Here is an 18,775-nt window from a genome sequence, read left to right as displayed (position 1 = left end):
GGCAGGCTGATAGAAGGAGCTGTACCGCTTCTTACCGTCCTTCTATGAAAAGTACCTGTCATGAAGATCGTTGCCTGTAACAGTAATCTGCCGTTGGCTCAGGCTGTGGCTGATGAGCTTGAGATCCCTTTGTGCAAGACATCCATCCGCCGCTTTGCGGATGGTGAAGTGTTTGTCGAGATTCAGGAAAATGTGCGTGGCGAGGACATGTTCGTTCTCCAGAGCACCTGCACACCGACCAACGATCATCTGATGGAACTTCTCGTCGTGTTGGATGCTTTGCGGCGTGGGTCCGCACGGCGTGTCACGGCTGTGATGCCTTATTTTGGCTATGCCCGGCAGGACCGTAAATCCGGTCCCCGCACGCCTATCAGTGCCAAGCTGGTCGCTAATCTTCTAACAGAAGCCGGTGCAAACCGTATCCTCACGATGGACCTGCACGCTATGCAGATTCAGGGCTTCTTTGATATTCCCACGGATAATCTTTACGCCGCACCGCTTTTCGTGCGGGACCTGATGACCCGCCACCCTAATCATGAAAAACTGATGATTGTCTCCCCCGATGTAGGCGGTGTGGTGCGGGCTCGCCAGCTGGCTCGTAGGCTGAATGTTGATCTGGCCATCATTGATAAGCGTCGTGAGCGGGCTGGTGTCTCCGAAGTGATGAATGTGATTGGTGATGTATCAGGCCGTTTCTGCGTGCTGGTGGATGATATCATCGACAGTGGGGGCTCTCTCTGCAATGCAGCCGAAGCCCTGATGAAGTACGGTGCTGCTGGCGTGGAAGCCTATGTGACGCATGGTGTGCTGACAGGCAACGCCTGCGAGCGTGTGCAGAACAGCCCGCTTTCCATGCTGACATTGACGGACAGCATCCCCGCTACAGAGGAGCTGAAGGCGGCTTCCAATATTCGGCAGATTCCAACAGCTAATTTGCTGGGTCGGGCTATCCGGGCCGTTGCAGATGAAAGCTCGGTCTCCACTCTTTTCGACTGAGACAGATATTCCGTGGCTGGAGCAGGAGATAAGGCCCAGCCACGTTCTGACGGGATTTTGGGGGAGGTCAGGAAATGACACAGCTTCGTGCAGAACCATACTGGTTCCTTCGGCATGGTGAAACGGACTGGAACGCACGTCATCTCTCACAAGGGCGAACAGATATTCCGCTTAATGAGACTGGCCTGACACAGGCCCGTCTGGCAGGACGCCAGCTGGCTGACCTGTTTGAGGCAGGGGTGCGCCCCTTCACACATATTGTGAGTTCTCCGCTAAAGCGGGCTTTCGTTACAGCCGAGCATGTACGGGATGCAATCCGTGACCGGACAGGCATTGACTTACCCTTGACCAAAGATGCGGACCTTCAGGAGGTGAGCTTTGGTGTGCAGGAAGGTGAGCCAATGGGGGATTGGTATAATACATGGATTGCTGGAACCTTCGTGCCAGAGAAGGGCGAGGATTTCATTACGCTGAAGACCCGTGGCATCCAGGCTCTTAACAGAGCGCAGGACGCCGGAGAGGGTGCCCCTTTGATCGTTGCTCATGGGGCACTTTTCCGTGGGTTGAGGGCCGCTATGGGGTTGGAGATTAATGTTCGCTTGCCCAATGCGATGCCGCTGAAGGCCACACCGGAGGAAGAAGGTTGGGTCTTGAAATTGCTTTCAGCCTAAGAGGACTCTCCTTCTAAAAAAGGCCGCTTCCTGACGAAAGGGAAGCGGCCTTTTTTTATGTTTAGATGGTTTGTATGGCTGCTAACTTACCAAGGGACGAGTGTTGTAGAGAGACGTTTGGCAGCCTCCGGGCTAACCCCAAGGTCGTTACGGTTCCACCATCCGCCGCCAAGCGCCTGAAATAGCCCGACTGTATCGGATAGGCGGGTTACCTTGTCCTGTGCGACAGAAATTTGATCTTGCGCCACGGCCATGCGGGCTTGGGCTACGTCAATCTGGCTATTATCCCCCAGCCTGTGCTGGGCCTCGGCGATATGTAGGGCTTGCGTGGCAGCATCAAGCCCGCCTTGGTCGGCCAGAAGCGTGCTGCCATCCAGCTCCACAGCATGAAGGCTGTCTGCCACATCACTCACAGCAGACATGATGGCCGCTTGGTAATAGTGCTTGGCCTGCTCATAATTGGCCTTGGCCTCGCGTTGCGCATGAAGCAGTGACCCACCTTGGAAAATAGGCTGAGTGACAGTTGCTGCCAACATCCAGTTACCCATACCGGGCTTGAACATCTTGCTCATGCTATCGACAGCCTCACCCGGCAGGGCACTTAGCTGCACATTGGGGAGGCGGTTGACAATCGCGATACCAAGTTGTGCCCCGGCAGAACGAATCTGCGCCTGGGCCGCAGCAATATCGGGCCTCTGTGAGAGAAGCTGAGCCGGTAACGTAACGGGTAGCTGCTGGGGTAGGGAGAAATCCCTTAGCTCAAAAATAGGGAGGTCCGCATTAGGGCTAAGGCCGACAAGGGTAGCTAGCTGGTCCCGGGTCTGGGCAAGTTGTGTCCGCAGCGGTGGTAGGTCTGCCTGCAACTGCGCTAGAGAATCCCGCATGATGAGCTGGCTTTGGCGGGATTGATCCCCTAGCCCAACCTGATTTTGGTTGATGCGAACCATAGCCGTCTGTTGGGCGATCAAATCTTCCTTGGCACGTATCTGCTCACGGAGACCGGCCTCAGTGATAGCCGTATTGACGATGTTGGCGATCATCGTCAGCGTTGTTGCTTCCAGCTGGAAACGCTGGATATCCGCCTGTGCCTTGGCATTGCGGATAGCAAGGCGGGACCCACCCCAAAGGTCGGGCACATAGCCGATATTTAGCTGTGCCGTATGGAGGTTGTAGAGCCATTCATTGTTGTTGGGGACGGGTGAAAGTGCCTTGGAGGTCTTATTTCGTGTCGGAATGAACTGGGCAGAAATGCTCGGGTAGAGTGAAGCCCCCTCTACTCGGCGTTGTTCCCATGCTGCCCGCAGGCCAGCCTGCATGGCTTTTAATGTCTGATTGTTGGTCAGGGCCAGTTCCACCATTTGGTTAAGACGGGGATTCTGGAAGGCTTCCCACCATTTGCCAGCGACATCAGCCCCGGAGACGAACTGCTGGCGGCCGAGGAGGCTATCCCCCGTCCTATCCCGTCCTGCCTCAGATTGTGTGATGGCCTTTTGGCTATAGCCTGTCTGTTTAGGCAGGGAGGGAATGTCTTTGGGGGAAGGGCCAACAACGCAGCCCCCTAGTCCGACAGCCAATCCGCTGATCAATGTGCTGGCCAGCAGCAGGGAGGGGCGTACCCTCTCCAAAAGGGTGAAACACTGTTTCATGTCAGGCCTCCTGCTCTTTCTGGCCAGTCCGGCGTTTGACCGTTTCTTCCAGCCGGCAGAAGCAGACAGGCAGGATGAAGAGGGTCAGCAGGGTGGCAATGCCAAGCCCCCCTACAACCACAGTTGCCAGACCACGTTGCACGTCTGTACCCACGCCTGTGGCCATAGCGGCAGGCAACATGCCGACACTGGCCACGGTGGCGGTCATCAAGACAGGGCGGAAACGCTCCGTTGCCCCTAACCGGGTGGCTTCCCTGATGTCACCGCCTTCAGCAAGATGGCGGTTGATGTTGGAGACCATGATGATCCCATTCTGAATGGCCACACCAAACAAGGCAATAAAGCCGACAGCCGTGGCGATATTCAGGGTTTCTGCCCGTAGATGCAGGGCGATTAACCCGCCCAGAGCGGCAAGAGGCACAATGCCGATGATGAGTAGCGCATGACGGAATTTCTGGAACTCCGCATAAAGTAGCCCCAGCATGACGGCAAACATGACACCAAGAGCCGCCACAAGCCGGACTTGGGCGTGTTGGGCTTCTTGGAACGTTCCTGCCCATTCCAAGCGGAACTTTTGGTGGTCGTAATGGACGTTCTGGTCAATGAGTTTTTGGGCATCATCAAGATACTGGGACATCGGCCGGTTGCCGTTATCTACCTGAAGGGTGATCTGCCGTTCGCCCATTTCATGGGCGATGCTGCTTTCCCCCATTTGGAGACGAATGCGGGCAATTTCAGCCAGAGGGATGGCATTGCCATCGCTCGTAATCATGGGGATCTGTCCCAGAAGCTGAAGATTGGAACGCTGCGTGTTATCAATACGTAGGGTCGCATTATAGAAGCGGTCCCCTTCGATTACGTTGGTCAGTGGCTCATCGCCGATGGCACTGTTGATGACATCCGTTACGTCATTGATGCTGATGCCGTAACGGGCAGCCTTCAGGCGGTTCGGTGTGATCTCAATCTGCGGAATTCTAGGTTCCTGAAAGATATCCGCTTGGACGGTACCAGGTACTTGCCAGAGCTGGTGGACTACCTGTGCCCCCAGTGTTCGCAGTCCTGCTAGGTCATCACCATAGATGCGCATAACAAGCGGGCTATGCGCCCCACCAAGCTGGTCGCTGAGGTTATCTTCAATGGGCTGGCTGATGGAGAAGGAGATACCAGCAATCTTGTTGAGGCGGGCACGGAGCTTCGTGATGAACTCGGCCTTGGTCTCGCCATGGGCCCACTGGTTGTAGGGCGTCAGGCCGACAGGCATCTCGATGTGAGAGGGAGTCCACGGGTCTGTCCCATCATCCGAGCGGCCAAGCTGGGTGATAGCGTAGGAGGTCTCTGGGAACTCCCGCACTGCACGGCGAATTTCCGAGGCTTTTTCCTGCCCCTTTTCCAGCGAGATACCTGTTGGCATTTGAATCTGAAGCCAGAGGGCGCCTTCATCCAGATCGGGCAGGAACTCCCGGCCTGTTGTAACGCCAAGCGCAATGACCGCCACCAACGCTAGCCCCGCACTGACGAAGGGGATGACGGGATGATCAAGCAGATGGCGGAGCAAGGCGTCATAATGTTTATGCAGCCAGTCTAGCGGCTTGTTGTGCCAGATGTGCCGTGGCTTGCGTAGTGCCAGAAACGACATGGTGGGTGTCAGGGCGAGGGCGCAGAGCAGGGCACCAAGTAGGGCGAAGCTGACAGTCCATGCCATAGGCCGGAAGATTTTTGCCTCGCTCCCTTCAAAGGCGAACAGCGGGCTGTAGGCCACCACGATGATGATGGTGGAAGCAAAGATGGCCCGGCCCGCACGGCGGGTGATTGCAAGGATGTCTGGCTGGTTCAGCGGGAGGGAAGGATGCTCCTCTCTATGGCGGAGGATGACCTCGGTAATGACAATGGCCCCATCGACAATCACACCGAAATCCACAGCCCCCAGAGAGAAGAGATTGGCCGCCATGCCGCAGGCCCGCATGAGAATGAAGGCGAACGACAGAGCAAAGGGAATGGTCACGGCCGTGATGGCGGCACTGCGTGGCGAACCAAGGAAGAAGGTCAGAATGATCAGCACAAGGCCGATCCCTTCCAGAATGGTTTCGCTGACCTTGTCCGTTGTGGATTTTACAAGGTTGTCACGGTCTAGGTACGGGACAATGCGGATATGTTTTGGTTTGAGCTGTGTCTGAAGCTTGGCAACGGCGGTGTGCAGATCATCCAACACCTGCGAGGGGTTGGCCCCTCGTAGCATGGTCACGACGCCTTCGATTGTATCGGGGTTGCCGTTCTTACCGAGCATCCCTTCACGGACCTGATGGCCAAACTCAATCCGCCCTAGCTCGGAGAGGAGAATGGGGACGCCATCATGGTGGCCGATGACGGTATTGCGCATGTCCTCCAGAGAGTGGATCTGCCCTACCCCACGGATGATGTAGGACTGTTCCCCACGGGTGACACGGCCACCACCAGCATTAGCGTTGCTGTTGCGGATGGCATTCATTACATCGCTGATGCTGATACCAAAGCGGATGAGAGCGTTGGGGTCGAGGATCAGCTGATATTCCCGAGTGAAACCACCGAAATTATCAATATTTACTACGCCGGGAACCCGCTGGAGGGCAGGGATGATCTCCCATCTCTGGACATCAGAGATGGTCATGAGGTCCTGATCGTCTGACTCCACCGTGTAGCGGTAGATTTCCCCGCTGGCCCCGCTGATGGGGCCGAGGGAAGGCTGGGCACCGCCCGTTAGCTGGAGGCCATCAAGCTGACTTTGTACGAGCTGGCGGGCCCGGTATATGTCCTCTCCATCCTTGAAGATAAGTGTGATGAGAGACAGGCCGAACGTCGTGCTGGAGCGACTTTCTACCACGCCGGGGACGGCTGCTAGCTCACGCTCGACAGGTGTGGTGACCTGATGCTCCATCTCCTCAGCGGCGAGACCATTGACCTGTGTCGTTACCAGAACACTGGTAGGGCCGAGGTCCGGATAGGCTTCCACGGGCAACTGTTTCCAAGCCAGCATCCCGGTGATGAACAGGGCAACGGTAAGAAAGGCCACAGCCTTACGGTGACCAAAGCACCATGTAATAAATTTCTCGATGAACATAGCTGCTCAGCGGCCTTCAGTAATCATTGAGCAGGATGGCTCCATGCGTGATGATACGCTCACCAGCCTTTAGGCCGGAGAGGATGCGCACGGTCTCCCCCTCCTCGTAGCTGATGGTGATGAAGCGGCGGCGATAAGTATTGGGCGATGTTTCCACAAAAACGGAAATCTGATCATTATCCATAAGCAGGGCCGTTTTGGGCAGGATGGGTTGAGCCTGCTGGGTGATGTTCAGTGTGGCGGTGGTGAACTGGCCGGGGCGCAATACACCTTGCGTGTTGTTGCAGCGCAGATAGAGGTTCAGGCGGCGTGTGTCGGTATGGACAGTGCCGTCCAGTGATGTCACGGGGCCATGGCAGGTCTGGCCGGGGAAGGGGGCGTCCAGCGTCATGGTTGTGCCAAGCATGGGCAGAAGGGTGTCCGGTAGGCTGGCTTGGACCCATACTGTATCCACATTGGAGACATTCATCAGGACGGCTGTCATATCCGTTACATTCTGGCCGACGCCGGTGGAGACAGACGTCACAATCCCGGAGACAGGGGCAAAGAGTGGCTGGTAGCCTGCATTGCCATCCGTACCGAGTGCCTGAAGACGAAGGCGGGCCCGGGTTGCTTCGGCCTGTGCCTGTTCCAGATCATTTTTGGCGGACTGCATGTCCTTTACAGCATTACCCCCAGCATTGAGCACGCCAACGGCACGGCGATAGGCCTGCCGGGTGAGAGTAAGGGTCGCCTGTGCCTTGTGGTCATCCGACCACGCTTGTGCAAGGTCGCCAGAGTAGAGGATGGCAAGAATATCGCCTTTCTGCACATGCTGGCCCGTCTGCACATACAGGTTGGCCAACCGACCGACCACTGGGGAGTGGATGTCCACGCTCTGGCCGGGAGGGGTGATGATCTGGGCAGGTAGCTCTACCTGATGGGGAGAAAGGGTCTCCTGAACAGGTTCAATCGTGAGTTGACCATCCAATGGCCCACCGGGGCGGATGCGCAGCAGGTCCCCATCGTGAGTAACGGCAGGTGGAGGTGCAGTCTCTATGGTGCGATGTGGGAGGAGAGACCACGCACCCCAGAGAAGCAGAAGAGCGATCAGGACGATGCCAGTAATAATAATGTTACGTGAGACACGCATTATTGGAATGTTCTCCGCTCTTCTGACTGCTTGGACAAAATTCGTTCCTTTCTGACACAGATGGAATGTTTTGTCACGGGATTGTATTTGTACCGTAACATTTGAACTTTATGGCCGTGGTGAGTAATTTTGAAATAGTATTGCGAGCATATGAAAAAGGGGCCGCAATTACTCTGCGGCCCCTCCTGCAAATATTCCGATGTCCTTGGTAAAGGATTAGAAGCGGTATTCGATACCAGCACCAACAACAGTAGGATGTACATCATCATGAACACGCACGCGGCCACCAGTAATGGGGTTGCCACGAGAGTTCAGGTGGATGCTCTGATTGAAAAGCAGAATCTGTTTGATATCAAAGTTAAAGAACCAGTTACCGACAAGCTGGTAATCAAACCCGAGATTGAAGCTAGGCCCGACGTTGGTCTTCATGTGCATGGCATCAAAAACGGCCCCATTATAGGCCCCACCAAGATTGGTAGCTGAATGCATGTTGTGGAAGATGGCTACCGTGATACCAAGGCCAGCATAGGGGTTGAAGCGTTTATGCGGGCGGAAATGGTAGGCGGCAGTCAGTGTCGGGGGGAGGATCCAGAAACTACCAGCATCCAGCTTGCCCAGCTTACCAACGTGGGCGGCAGCTTCATGGCGAGTGGAGGAGGCAATGAGGTCCAGAGAGAGGTGATCTGTCAGGAAATATTCAAGCGTCAGTTCCGGCATGACCTGATTGGTCACGCTCACATTGTGGCGGAAGGTGCTGCCGCCTGCCAGCTGTGCAGCAGGGGAGGTAGCGTTCAGCCTGACACGGGAGCCTGTGTTGTTGGTAATCACACCGAGAGCGGAGAGGCGGACAACAAAGTCACCCTTGCCAAGACCGATCTTGGTGTTGGCGCAGGTCTGGAAAATGCCGCAATGGTGGTCATCCGGTGCATGGAGATGCACGGAAGCATCCGGTGCAGCCTGCATGGTGCTGGATGTAGACACGGAGTTGTGGGCCCCCGGCGTCGTTGTCTGGGCAACGGCGAAGGAGACAGACCCAAGAGCAAACAGCGCGGCTGTAGCCATCCGGGTGAAGGTGCGGCTCATGTTTCCTAGAATCCTCAATGTGATACGACAGCGTGACGAAAATGGACAAAATGTAATTGTTCCTCCTTTGGCTATAGGAATGATCTCTCTCGGAAATCAAGAAAAAACTTATAACTGTAATAGGCTGTTTACTAAAAATAGTAGAAGATTGATTTAGATCAATTGATGGGGCCTCCTGTCACTGTCATAGGGAACGTTTCTTTTAAAAGGGGCCATCAACCCGCTAATGCAGATATCGGTTATAGTGAGACAGGAAAGATATGATGGAAACAGGTCGCAGCCTCATAGACGCCGTGCGAGAGCGGTGCGGTCGCTGTTCTGGCCGGTCGCTTAGCATATGTAATGTCATTGATGATCAAGACCTACCTGCCCTTGTGGCGGCGTCCTCTCGGGTGGTTTTCCCGTCCGGGCGTTGTTTCATTCAGGAAGGGGCTCCAGCGCATGATTTTTATGTGCTGACAGGCGGTAGGGCTAAACTGTTCACCCTTATGCCGGATGGGCGGCGGCAGATTGTCGGGTTTGCGGAGCTAGGGGATTTTTTGGGGCTGACCTCGTCAGAGACCTATGCCTTTACGGCGGAAGCTCTGGGAGATGTGACGCTCTGCCGCTTCCCTCATTCTGCTATTGACCGTCTTGTAGAGCGGTTCCCGCGTTTGCGTGGCCGGTTGCAGAAGGAAGCCTCTAGCGAGCTCGTCAAAATGCAATCTCGGCTTATGGTGCTGGGGCGTAAGACAGCTCGGGAACGCTTGGCGAGTTTTCTGGTTGAACAGGCCAGTCCTTGTTGTGGGCATCACGCTCTGCATGATGAGCGAGAACCGCTAACCCTTCCCCTGCCCATGTCCCGGACGGATATTGCCGATTATCTGGGCCTGACGATTGAAACGGTAAGTCGGACTTTCGGTCTTTTCCGGAAAGAAGGATTAATAAGTGTTAAAGGGGCAAGCTCCGTCACACTTCTGGAGCCGGGAGTATTGAGTGACATGGCCAACGGTATAAAGCGGGACTGAGACGCAACGGCTTAGGGATGGCCTTTTTTTAACTTTTTTGATGTGACCTCGTGGTGTAGTGACTAACCACGTTTTGTCCTTTTCCAGGAGCTCCTCAATGAAGATCCGCACTCTGCTTACAGCCACGCTGCTGGCATCATCCTTTGCTTTGCTGCCGCAGGCTCACGCTTATGATGCAAATGACCCGCTGGCTATTCAGAGCACCATGGATAGCGTGACGAAGTCCGTTCAGAACGAGAATGCTAAGCTGCATGCCCTGCAGGAGAAGTATGCTGGTGCCCCGGAACGTACCCGTGCTCGTATCCAGAAGCGCATTGATGCTGTTAAGTCCGATCTGAAGCAGCGTGAAGAACGTCTGCACACGTTGCAGGACAAGTACAAGAACCTGGCTGCAGACAAGAAGGCCGAGCTGCAGAAGAACATTGATGATCGTAAGCAGCAGATCAAGGATATGCGCGATAAGTACAAGAACGCACCGGCCGAAGAGAAGCAGCGTCTTAAGGCTCAGTGGGATTCTCAGAAGTCTCAGTTTGATGAGCAGAAGAAGAACCTGAAGGATATGCGCGACAGCACGATGCAGTCCGGTAAGGACTTCGTTCACTCCCTGAAGGGCGGTTTCTGATCTTTTTAGAGGATCAGTCCTAACAGGATAGAGTAATGAGAGAGGCCGCTCCTATTGGGGTGGCCTCTTGCTCTTTGGGGGTAGTGCCTCCATATAGAGCGGGATTGAGATAGACGTTCTCGGGGCAGGGTGAAACTCCCTACCGGCGGTGTTGGTGGCTTTGGCTGCCTTAGCCCGCGAGCGCCCTGCATTCGTGCAGGGGACAAGCAGATCCGGTGTAATTCCGGGGCCGACGGTTACAGTCCGGATGAGAGAGAACGTTCTTTTCCTGCATGCAGGGGTGGGGTGTATGCCCTAGCCGGCTGAAGGAAAAGGCGTGACGTCGCCGCGAACGTCCCTGAGATGATTGGGGACTGATGATGACAGATGTGTCGAGTGAGACACGAAGACTGAAAGAACCGCTTCTTCCGTTGGAAGCCGTGCGGGTTGGCTTTCAGTACGCCATAAAAGAGGCTGTGCAGAAAATGGGAGCAACGGCCCCTAATCCAGCGGTAGGCTGCGCCTTGCTGGATGGTGAAGGGCGTCTTCTTTCTGTAGGGGCACACCCGGCGGCGGGGCAGCCTCATGCCGAGGTTATGGCGTTGGAGCAGGCCCGACAGAAAGGTGTTCTGGAGCAGGCCCGCATTGCTTTGGTGACGTTGGAGCCCTGCAACCACCATGGCCGTACTCCCCCTTGTAGCGAACAGCTGAAGAACAGCCCTGTGCAAACCGTATGGATTGGGGCCCGTGATCCCAACCCGCAGGCCAAAGGGGGAGCTGAGTATCTCGCCGAAGGCGCAGCACCTAAAAATGTTCGGTTTCTAGCTGATGAGCCTGAATTGCTGCCTTTGGCGCAGGAGTGCAAGGCTCTGCTGGCTCCGTTTGCGTCCCGTGTGATGCGGGGCCGCCCGTGGCTGACCGTAAAGCAGGCTCTGGATGGGCGAGGGAGTATGCTTCCTCCGCCGGGGCAGAAGACTTTTACGTCTCCTGCATCCTTACGTCTGGCGCATCAGCTGCGGCGGGCTTGCGATGCGGTGGTGACGGGGATTGGCACCGTTCTGACTGATGATCCTTCTTTTACTGTGCGGTATGTGGCCGACCATGAAGGACGAGGCCCTCGCCCTCTGATCGTGCTGGACCGGCAGGGGCGTATGCCAATGGCATGGCGTCAAGCACGGGAAGCAGACGGGTTCCACGTGGAACAATGTCATGATGTGGCGTCTGTCCCGGCCCTATTGGGGCAGATGGGCGTCAACTGGGCCTTGATAGAGGCTGGCCCCGCCTTGCTGAAAAGTGTGCGGGATGCCGACCTGTGGGATGATTGGCTGGCCATTCATCATGAAGAGCATGGTGGAGACGATCAGCTATCCGTCACTCTGCGAAATGGACGTGATGGGAATGAAAGCCCGGTGCAGCTTCTGCGCCGCTATGGGGACTAAAGCAATGTTTTCAGGAATTATCGAACATGTTGGCGATGTGCAGTCTGTTTCCCTGCGGGACAGAGCGATGGATGTACGGATTGCCACCCATTTCACAGACCTGACAGAAGGTGAGAGCATCGCCACCAATGGCGTATGCCTGACTGTGACCCGTTTTACCCCCGAAGGTGTGGCGGACTTTCATCTAAGCGGTGAAACACTGGCCCGCACGGCATTGGGTGAATTGAAGGAAGGGGCACGGGTGAATCTGGAACGTGCTGTTAGTCTCAACACGCGTCTTTCTGGTCACATCGTGCAAGGGCATGTGGACGCCGTGGGGCGGTTGACGCATGTAGCGTCTGCTGGGGACTCGCACCATCTACGCATCTTTATGCCTGCCTCTCTCCGCCGCTATGTCATCGAGAAAGGTTCCATCACGATCAATGGTATTAGCCTGACAGTGAATGAGGTTCATGATGATCTACAGTATGAGGGTCAGGCAGGTTTTGAAATTAGCCTCATGATTATTCCCCATACATGGACACATACAGACCTTTCCACGCTGACTATCGGGGCAAAGGTGAATCTGGAAGTGGACATGATGGCTAAATATGTGGAGACACTCCTACGCTACACGCCAGAAGATGAGCTGCGCTATAAGGGAGGTGCCCGGTGAGTATCGGAATGTCTCCCGCTCTCCAGGCCGCTATCGCCGCTGTGCGGGCAGGCCGCATGGTCGTAATGGTGGATGATGAAGACCGGGAAAATGAAGGCGATCTGATTCTTCCAGCCCAGTTTGCCACGCAGGAAACCATCAATTTCATGGCCCGGCAGGCTTGCGGGTTGATTTGCCTCTCCCTTGAGGCAGAGCAGATAGACCGGCTTGGTCTTTCCCCTATGGTGGAGAAAAATCAGGACCCACGAGGCACGGCCTTTACCGTGTCTATTGAGGCCGCTCATGGCGTGACAACGGGTATTTCTGCTGCTGAGCGTGCCCATACGATTCAGGTGGCTTCCGCACCGGATGCGACACCGGCGGATATTATCTCTCCCGGCCATATGTTCCCTCTGCGGGCCAACCCTGATGGCGTGATGGCCCGGGAGGGGCACACGGAAGGGGCGGTGGACCTCATGCGGTTGGCGGGTCTGCGTCCGGCTGGTGTGATCTGCGAGATTATGGCCGAGGATGGCACGATGATGCGCCTGCCAGAGCTGCGGCATTACGCACGCCGTCACGGTTTGCCTCTCATCAGCATCGCCGAAATGCGCCGCTGGATTGCTGCACATGGTCGAGGCGATGTTGGGGCTATAGAGGTGACGGAGGTTCCGCTTTCGGAGGCAGATCAGCTAGCTGTGGCGGACCTGCCAACCGTATGTGGCGGGGAAGATTTGCGGGTTCATGCTTTCCGTGGGGCCGATGGTGTGGAGCACCTAGCTCTCGTGAAGGGGAAGCCAGACCAGACTGTGCCTTTGGTGCGGCTACATTCCGAATGCGTGACGGGGGATGCGCTGGGGTCGTTGCGTTGCGACTGTGGCCCGCAGCTGCGTGAGGCCCTCAAGCGGATTGCGGCGGCGGAGTCTGGCGTGTTGCTGTATCTGCGTGGGCATGAAGGCCGGGGGATCGGCCTAGCCAACAAAATACGAGCCTATGAATTGCAAGATCAGGGCATGGATACGGTTGATGCCAATGAAGCCCTTGGCCTGCCCGCCGATGCCCGCCGCTGGGATATGGCGGCCCATATGCTGGCTAGCCTCGGCGTGACCCGTTTGCGTCTGCTGACGAATAACCCGGAAAAAGAGCGTGGTCTCTTAGATGCTGGGCTGGCGGTGGAGGCTGTGGAGCGGCTGGTTGTGCCGTCCAACCCATTTAACCGCCATTATTTGGAAACGAAACGCACCCGTATGGGGCATGCGCTACAGGAGAGCTGAACCATGAGCAAACATATCGCTACGGCCCCGGAAGGGCTGAAACTGAACCCAGCACCTAGACTGGCCCTTTTGGTCAGCCGTTTTAACCCCGATGTGACGGGTGGCCTGCGTGATGGTGCGCTGGAGTGGCTGAAAGAGCGTGGCATTGATGAGACTGTGGATGTCTATGAGGCCCCCGGTGCGTTCGAGCTGCCCATCATGGCCCAGCATCTGGCCCGTAAAGGCATTTATGAGGGTGTGATCTGCCTCGGTTGTGTCATTAAGGGGGATACGGCCCATTTTGAGTTTATCTCTATGGGGGCAACCATCGGCATCATGCAGGCACAGCTGGAAACGGCCGTACCAGTCTCCTTTGGTATCCTCACCACATATACGGAAGAACAGGCCGTTCTGCGTTCCCGTACTGATGAACATAATAAAGGCCGTGAGGCCGCCGCTGCTTGTGTGGAGACAGTGGCCTTCCTGCGGAAGTAAGGGGTCGTTTTTAAGTCATCCGGGTCATCATAGGCCCGGATGCGTCGTCATGATGCCTTGTCATGGTAGAGTTGTAGGAATTCTTCCTGAGTGATCGAATGTTCAATGAAATATTTGCGGTAAGATTCAGGCACATGGGGATGAATGCCGACCCATAGGGCATAGGCATCGAATGCAAGAAGTACGATGGCGAGATATGTGTATGTTTTCATTTAAATGAACCAGTACTTCCCATGAAACCACAGTCTGATGACGATGAGATGCAGGATGAACAGGCAGAAAAGGCCGACACGCTGCTTTCTCACGGAGAGCGTTGCGAAGGCAACGGCAAGAAACTCCATGACGAACGGATTGGAAAAGACGAAGCGTTCCACGGAGATCAGCTTGGTCGATGTCGCAATGAGCAGGATGAAAGCCATCAGGCAGCTTTCTAGCTTCCAGCCTTTCCGGAACATCTTGTACAAAACGAAAGAAGCCGCTGCAAGATAGATGACAAATATACGTTCGTGCTTCTGAGGCAGTGCATTAATGATCTGCACGGGTAGCCAGTTGAACTTCCTGAGCCATGCGATTTGGATGTGGGAAAAGGCGAAGCCATCCCCTGTAATATGGAAAAGATACAGCACATAGAGCGAAAGGCCGAAGCCCGCAGCACTGATGAGAAACAGGTTCTTCTGGAGGCTGTCTGCCAGCATGGTGAAGGACGGTGACTTCCTGTTCCTGTAAAGGTCGTGGCAGAAGAACCATGCGGTGATGAACAGGACGGACAGGAAGCCCGTAGGGCGGGACAGGCTTATCAGGCAGCAGAAAAGGGCTGCGAGGACTATCCGTTTCTGGCGCAAGGCCATGAAAATGCAGACCAGCAGCAGGCTGAACGTGCCTTCGGAATATTGCGATGTGTACCAGATGTTGAAAGGAAATAGGACCATGAACAGCGTGTACAGGATGGGATTCAGTTGAATGTTTCGCTGAAGAAGGTCTCGGTACATCAGGTAGATAAGGACCGGCCACAGGATGATGTTGATGAGCAGGGCTGAATGCAGGGCGCTGACAGACAGCAGCCTGTGGAGTGCATAGGAGAGCATGGGGTAGAGCGGGAAAAAGGCCCAGTTAGCCTGTGTCATGCGCAGGCTGTCATCCAGCAGGGGGTGGGTTGCATAACCATTTCTGATGATGTCCGTGTACCAGAAACAGTCCAGCTGGCAGGTGCTGGAGGTCAGGGAACCATCAGGAGCCAGCAGCTTCATAATGAGCAGGTTTACGAAACAGATAGAGTAGATGAAGAGCAGAAACTTCAGTCCGCTTGTTTGCTTGAGAGAGGACTGAACCAGTCTCTTCATGTTCATAGTCTCCAGAGTGTTGGGTGAGTGATCGGGTTTTCAGGAAAAGGCTATGTGCTGCAGTGCATCAGATAGTCCGGCCACCATGGTGTATTGCCTGAAAAGGTATGGAACGGGGCAGACGTATCACATGGCTTGTCCTGTGCGACGTATATTAACTTCGTGGCGGGGGGTAGAGCAGAAATCTGTCCTGCATGAGGCGGCGGCGGATGAGAGAGACTCTTCTCACTGTTTCATAAAAATGACGATGTTGTCGTTATCATCATTCTGCCTGTGACGGTATATTTCCTTATAGGTAGCTTTTACTTGTTCATCGAGAATTGCTTTCGTGCTCATGTTCAGCTCGGCATTGGGGCCTCGGTCATCTTCTATGACGATGTAACGGGGGGATAGGGCCAGAATGCGCCGCACCTCCGTATCGGGGTTTACGGGCAGGGCCGTCTTTTCCGTATCGGAGTTGAGATGTGCGGAGAAAGGCAGGCGTGTCAGGGGGCAATAGGGCACAGCATCCAGAATGATGTCCGGCCCGCTGAAGTTGAAGACACACCCTCCCGGTGAGGAGAGAAGGCGGGTGATCTGCTTCAGGTCACGGGCTGACCCCATATGTCGGGCCTGCTTTATCTCAGAGAGATTGCGCTGCCCGCCCCATAGGACAAGGATAATCAGCCAGAGTCGGCCCATCCTTGCTTGCCACAGGGGAGCGGCATTGATGAAGAATGGTGCAAAAAGAGGCAGGGCGTAATGTTTGGAAAAACAACCGAATAGGATGAAGCCGGTAAAAGCTGCCCATGCCCAGCCTGTGATGAAGATGAGGCTCACCTTGGCAGGTTTCTGTCGGACTGCCAGGGCCCGTAGGACTAAGATGGAGGCAAGCAGAAGGGTGAGGGTGAAGGCCCAGTGTATCCAGTGCCAGAAGGTCTTCCAGCTGTCGTGAGGTGTCTTCTGCTTAAGAAAGATGGATGATACGTTGGCGAACCACCAGTCATGGAGATGTCCAATCCCGGCATAAAAACCGATCACGCAGAGCGTGGGAATGAGTGCTATGCCACACCAAATGAGTGCGTTGACCAAGATGGCAGACCATGATTTTGTCTTTTGATAGGTCATCCAGAGTAGGACAAGCCCGGCATAGATGCCCTCAAAAACGACGGTTGGCTTGATCTGTATGGCAATGCCGAAGAGGGCCATGACCAGAATGCCAGTGCGATTTAGGCTCTTGGTCTGTTTCTGATCAAGGAAGGTCACGATGGCCAGCATGGCCCCTGTGATGAGCAGGTTATAGAAAACAGGAGCCTGCCCTCCGATCCCCTGCGCCCCGTTGATCCAGAGAAGATACAGGCATCCGGCTAAAAAAGCTCCCGTTTTTGGAGCGATGAAACGGGCGATCTTCATGCATAGGATGGAGGTAGCCCATGCACTTAGGAGGGCTCCTATCTGATAGGCCCATATACGGTAGGGGCCAAAAAGATGGAAGAATTCATAAATCAGGAAAAGGCCAATAGGCTTCCTATCCCAGATATCGACATAGGGTATATCGCCATGCAGCATTCTGCCGCCAACGAATAGATAAAACTCTTCATCAAAAAATATGAAAGGGTTGCCGAGTGCTGGATATCGGGATATTGTGGCAACAATAAGTAACACAAAGTATAGGAATGAATTATTTTGTAATATTTTTCTAAATGGATGGTGGGGAGATGACGACACCATGTAGGGGAGCCTTTTTAATATAATAGAAATGTTTCTTTGACAACTTCACCTATGCTTTCCTACAGGAATATCCTAGGAAAAGGAAGTTGCTAAGTATATTTGGTAGGTGATGAATGCATAGAGCTTGTCTTTGCATAACGCTTTGATGTGGGCTGCTATAGCGTTATGCCTTTGGGCGTAAGGTAAGGTATCGGAATTAAATTGAATGTCTGTTTCCTATAAGAAAGAACGCCTGACGTGGTCATGGTGCGCCTTTTGGACTGTCCTGTTCCTTCTGACTTGCCTGCATACAGGGCTGATTATTTTCCATCATGTTCCTTTGGATGTGAATGAGGGGTGGAACGCCCAGCTAGCCAGTCGTGCTGCCTCCTTGGCCAGCGCACATGAGCTGTATTCATCGCACGATGGTTTTGTTTTCAATAATTACCCTCCTTTATCTTTTATTCTCATGGGAGGGCTGGTGCGGTTGGGGTGCGATGCCATTGTTGCAGGCCGTCTTTTGTCCTGTCTGTCCGTTATTGTTGCAGCGTGCCTGATAGCGCGGGTCATATGGACTCTGACGGGTAAGCTTTCTGCTGCTTTTGCGTTGGCGGCCCTATTTTTGGCGACCGTTAATACGGCTTTTTATGGTTATTTTGGGACAAATGATCCGCAATGGATAGCACAGGCCCTGATGTTAGGTGGGGTATGTGTCCTGCTTGATAAGGGCGGGTCGGATTTGGCTATAGGACGCCTGTTTCTGAGTGCTTGTTTGGTCGTTTTGGGGGGCTTTACCAAGCATAATCTTGTGGCTCTCCCTCTGGCTATGGAGCTTTGGCTGTTTTTTGTCAGTCCGAAAAAGGCGATGATCTGGGCCGTTATGGTGTCTGGGCTGCTGCTGGCGGGGTTTGTGGCCTTCTATGAGTTTTATGGGGTCAGTTTTTTCCAGAATATTTTTCTCCAGCGGCGTGTCATTCGGCTGGCGCGGGGTATTCATGCCCTGCGTGAATTGCCGTTCATGGGGGGAATGTTGCTGGTTGGTGTCTGGATATTTTGCCGGCGATGGAAGGCAATAAGTCTAAGAGACCCATCTGTGCTGATTATGTTGTTCCTGATTTTTGGCTGCTTCTTTGGTGTGCTGGAAGCTATGGGAGAAGGCGTTGATTATAATTGCGTCTTCGATGCTCTCGTGGCGGGAACGCTGCTGTGTGGATTGGGGGTGGCTTCGTTGTTGTCAGAAGATGGGCAGGAATCATCCCTGAAATGGGTTTACTGCATTCTGACTGTTCCTTTGCTGGCTCTTGCACCTGTACGGGGTGTGGAGTTTTACAAGGAAGTCCAAACTGTTGCGCTGAAAGAACAAGAGTGGCAGACGCATATTGCGATGCTGAGAACGTATAATGCCTCTCTGCTCTGTACCGATATGGCTTTATGTTATTGGGCACATAGTCACGAAGCTGTGGACGGATTTAATTTCTCGCAGGCGTTAAAAAAGAATAAGGATGTCACCTACCTGCGGGATCAGATTGATCAGCACCGGTTCTCTATTGTTCAGCTCTATGGAACCGTTGGCCATTACAGCAGCGGTAACATCGTATTTGACAGCTGGCTGCATAAGGCCGGATACCGTCCCGTATCTGATAGCGGGCAGATGATTCTTCTGGGTCACGTTCATTAGATTAAGAGAAGACCCCC

Annotated in this window: 16 protein-coding genes and 1 riboswitch; of the genes, 9 read left to right on the top strand and 7 right to left on the bottom strand. The window is 54.4% G+C overall.

The window, feature by feature from the left end; translation table 11 throughout:
- The first annotated feature begins 60 nt into the window (after nt 1-60).
- Complete coding sequence (locus AL01_RS07235) at nt 61-996, top strand: ribose-phosphate pyrophosphokinase (RefSeq protein WP_077396792.1); 936 nt, start codon at nt 61-63, stop codon at nt 994-996.
- Between the two features lie 74 nt (nt 997-1,070).
- Nucleotides 1,071-1,667, top strand: a complete 597-nt coding sequence (locus AL01_RS07230) for a histidine phosphatase family protein (protein ID WP_077396791.1) — start codon at nt 1,071-1,073, stop codon at nt 1,665-1,667.
- An 86-nt stretch (nt 1,668-1,753) separates the two neighbouring features.
- Here the strand turns inward: AL01_RS07230 and AL01_RS07225 are convergent, their stop codons facing one another.
- From AL01_RS07225 to AL01_RS07210, 4 genes are all read right to left on the bottom strand, one after another.
- Nucleotides 1,754-3,313, bottom strand: coding sequence for an efflux transporter outer membrane subunit (locus tag AL01_RS07225; RefSeq protein ID WP_077396790.1), 1,560 nt, complete (start codon nt 3,311-3,313; stop codon nt 1,754-1,756).
- A gap of 1 nt (nt 3,314) precedes the next feature.
- Nucleotides 3,315-6,407 (bottom strand): efflux RND transporter permease subunit, encoded by a 3,093-nt coding sequence (locus tag AL01_RS07220; RefSeq protein WP_077396789.1) that lies wholly within the window; start codon nt 6,405-6,407, stop codon nt 3,315-3,317.
- A 16-nt stretch (nt 6,408-6,423) separates the two neighbouring features.
- Complete coding sequence (locus AL01_RS07215; protein ID WP_077396788.1) at nt 6,424-7,539, bottom strand: efflux RND transporter periplasmic adaptor subunit; 1,116 nt, start codon at nt 7,537-7,539, stop codon at nt 6,424-6,426.
- Nucleotides 7,540-7,755: 216 nt separating this feature from the next.
- Entirely contained in the window at nt 7,756-8,622 is an 867-nt protein-coding gene (locus AL01_RS07210; protein ID WP_241502761.1) for an OmpW/AlkL family protein, read from the bottom strand.
- Between the two features lie 260 nt (nt 8,623-8,882).
- Between AL01_RS07210 and AL01_RS07205 the strand changes: the two genes are divergently transcribed.
- The 6 genes from AL01_RS07205 to ribH all read left to right on the top strand — a co-directional run bounded on the left by AL01_RS07205 (nt 8,883) and on the right by ribH (nt 14,051).
- A complete protein-coding gene (locus AL01_RS07205; protein WP_241502760.1) occupies nt 8,883-9,629 on the top strand; it encodes a Crp/Fnr family transcriptional regulator in 747 nt (248 codons plus the stop codon).
- A 97-nt stretch (nt 9,630-9,726) separates the two neighbouring features.
- Nucleotides 9,727-10,251 carry a hypothetical protein gene (locus tag AL01_RS07200; RefSeq protein WP_077396787.1) on the top strand — a complete coding sequence of 175 codons (525 nt, stop codon included), beginning with the start codon at nt 9,727-9,729 and terminating at the stop codon, nt 10,249-10,251.
- Between the two features lie 111 nt (nt 10,252-10,362).
- Nucleotides 10,363-10,514: riboswitch (FMN riboswitch) on the top strand.
- Between the two features lie 93 nt (nt 10,515-10,607).
- Nucleotides 10,608-11,669: a bifunctional diaminohydroxyphosphoribosylaminopyrimidine deaminase/5-amino-6-(5-phosphoribosylamino)uracil reductase RibD gene (gene ribD, locus AL01_RS07195; RefSeq protein WP_241502759.1), complete on the top strand. Its 1,062-nt coding sequence runs from the start codon at nt 10,608-10,610 to the stop codon at nt 11,667-11,669.
- A gap of 4 nt (nt 11,670-11,673) precedes the next feature.
- The gene (locus tag AL01_RS07190) at nt 11,674-12,324 is read left to right on the top strand and encodes a riboflavin synthase (RefSeq protein WP_077396979.1); all 651 of its coding nucleotides are present in this window, start codon (nt 11,674-11,676) and stop codon (nt 12,322-12,324) included.
- Nucleotides 12,325-12,332: 8 nt separating this feature from the next.
- Entirely contained in the window at nt 12,333-13,577 is a 1,245-nt protein-coding gene (locus AL01_RS07185) for a bifunctional 3,4-dihydroxy-2-butanone-4-phosphate synthase/GTP cyclohydrolase II (RefSeq protein ID WP_077396786.1), read from the top strand.
- 3 nt (nt 13,578-13,580) lie between these two features.
- Complete coding sequence (gene ribH, locus AL01_RS07180; protein WP_077396785.1) at nt 13,581-14,051, top strand: 6,7-dimethyl-8-ribityllumazine synthase; 471 nt, start codon at nt 13,581-13,583, stop codon at nt 14,049-14,051.
- 47 nt (nt 14,052-14,098) lie between these two features.
- Here ribH and AL01_RS09410 read toward each other — a convergent pair whose 3' ends face one another.
- From AL01_RS09410 to AL01_RS07170, 3 genes are all read right to left on the bottom strand, one after another.
- Nucleotides 14,099-14,263 (bottom strand): hypothetical protein, encoded by a 165-nt coding sequence (locus AL01_RS09410; RefSeq protein ID WP_158075953.1) that lies wholly within the window; start codon nt 14,261-14,263, stop codon nt 14,099-14,101.
- Nucleotides 14,264-15,391 (bottom strand): hypothetical protein, encoded by a 1,128-nt coding sequence (locus AL01_RS07175; protein WP_077396784.1) that lies wholly within the window; start codon nt 15,389-15,391, stop codon nt 14,264-14,266.
- A 225-nt stretch (nt 15,392-15,616) separates the two neighbouring features.
- Entirely contained in the window at nt 15,617-16,939 is a 1,323-nt protein-coding gene (locus AL01_RS07170; RefSeq protein ID WP_158075952.1) for an ArnT family glycosyltransferase, read from the bottom strand.
- A 367-nt stretch (nt 16,940-17,306) separates the two neighbouring features.
- Between AL01_RS07170 and AL01_RS07165 the strand changes: the two genes are divergently transcribed.
- Entirely contained in the window at nt 17,307-18,758 is a 1,452-nt protein-coding gene (locus tag AL01_RS07165; RefSeq protein ID WP_077396782.1) for a hypothetical protein, read from the top strand.
- Nucleotides 18,759-18,775 lie beyond the last annotated feature (17 nt).

Origin of the sequence: Bombella intestini (assembly GCF_002003665.1) — a bacterium.
Lineage (GTDB): Bacteria > Pseudomonadota > Alphaproteobacteria > Acetobacterales > Acetobacteraceae > Bombella > Bombella intestini.
The sequence above is the reverse complement of the archived record's forward strand: the minus strand, read 5'-3'. Positions and strand labels throughout refer to the sequence as shown.

Bases quoted from the DNA above. Each gene is read 5' to 3' on its own strand.
- AL01_RS07235 (WP_077396792.1), top strand. From the start codon at position 61: ATGAAGATCGTTGCCTGTAACAGTAATCTGCCGTTGGCTCAGGCTGTG.
- AL01_RS07230 (WP_077396791.1), top strand. From the start codon at position 1,071: ATGACACAGCTTCGTGCAGAACCATACTGGTTCCTTCGGCATGGTGAA.
- AL01_RS07225 (WP_077396790.1), bottom strand. From the start codon at position 3,313: ATGAAACAGTGTTTCACCCTTTTGGAGAGGGTACGCCCCTCCCTGCTG.
- AL01_RS07220 (WP_077396789.1), bottom strand. From the start codon at position 6,407: ATGTTCATCGAGAAATTTATTACATGGTGCTTTGGTCACCGTAAGGCT.
- AL01_RS07215 (WP_077396788.1), bottom strand. From the start codon at position 7,539: ATGCGTGTCTCACGTAACATTATTATTACTGGCATCGTCCTGATCGCT.
- AL01_RS07210 (WP_241502761.1), bottom strand. From the start codon at position 8,622: ATGAGCCGCACCTTCACCCGGATGGCTACAGCCGCGCTGTTTGCTCTT.
- AL01_RS07205 (WP_241502760.1), top strand. From the start codon at position 8,883: ATGATGGAAACAGGTCGCAGCCTCATAGACGCCGTGCGAGAGCGGTGC.
- AL01_RS07200 (WP_077396787.1), top strand. From the start codon at position 9,727: ATGAAGATCCGCACTCTGCTTACAGCCACGCTGCTGGCATCATCCTTT.
- ribD (WP_241502759.1), top strand. From the start codon at position 10,608: ATGATGACAGATGTGTCGAGTGAGACACGAAGACTGAAAGAACCGCTT.
- AL01_RS07190 (WP_077396979.1), top strand. From the start codon at position 11,674: ATGTTTTCAGGAATTATCGAACATGTTGGCGATGTGCAGTCTGTTTCC.
- AL01_RS07185 (WP_077396786.1), top strand. From the start codon at position 12,333: ATGTCTCCCGCTCTCCAGGCCGCTATCGCCGCTGTGCGGGCAGGCCGC.
- ribH (WP_077396785.1), top strand. From the start codon at position 13,581: ATGAGCAAACATATCGCTACGGCCCCGGAAGGGCTGAAACTGAACCCA.
- AL01_RS09410 (WP_158075953.1), bottom strand. From the start codon at position 14,263: ATGAAAACATACACATATCTCGCCATCGTACTTCTTGCATTCGATGCC.
- AL01_RS07175 (WP_077396784.1), bottom strand. From the start codon at position 15,391: ATGAAGAGACTGGTTCAGTCCTCTCTCAAGCAAACAAGCGGACTGAAG.
- AL01_RS07170 (WP_158075952.1), bottom strand. From the start codon at position 16,939: ATGCTGCATGGCGATATACCCTATGTCGATATCTGGGATAGGAAGCCT.
- AL01_RS07165 (WP_077396782.1), top strand. From the start codon at position 17,307: ATGTCTGTTTCCTATAAGAAAGAACGCCTGACGTGGTCATGGTGCGCC.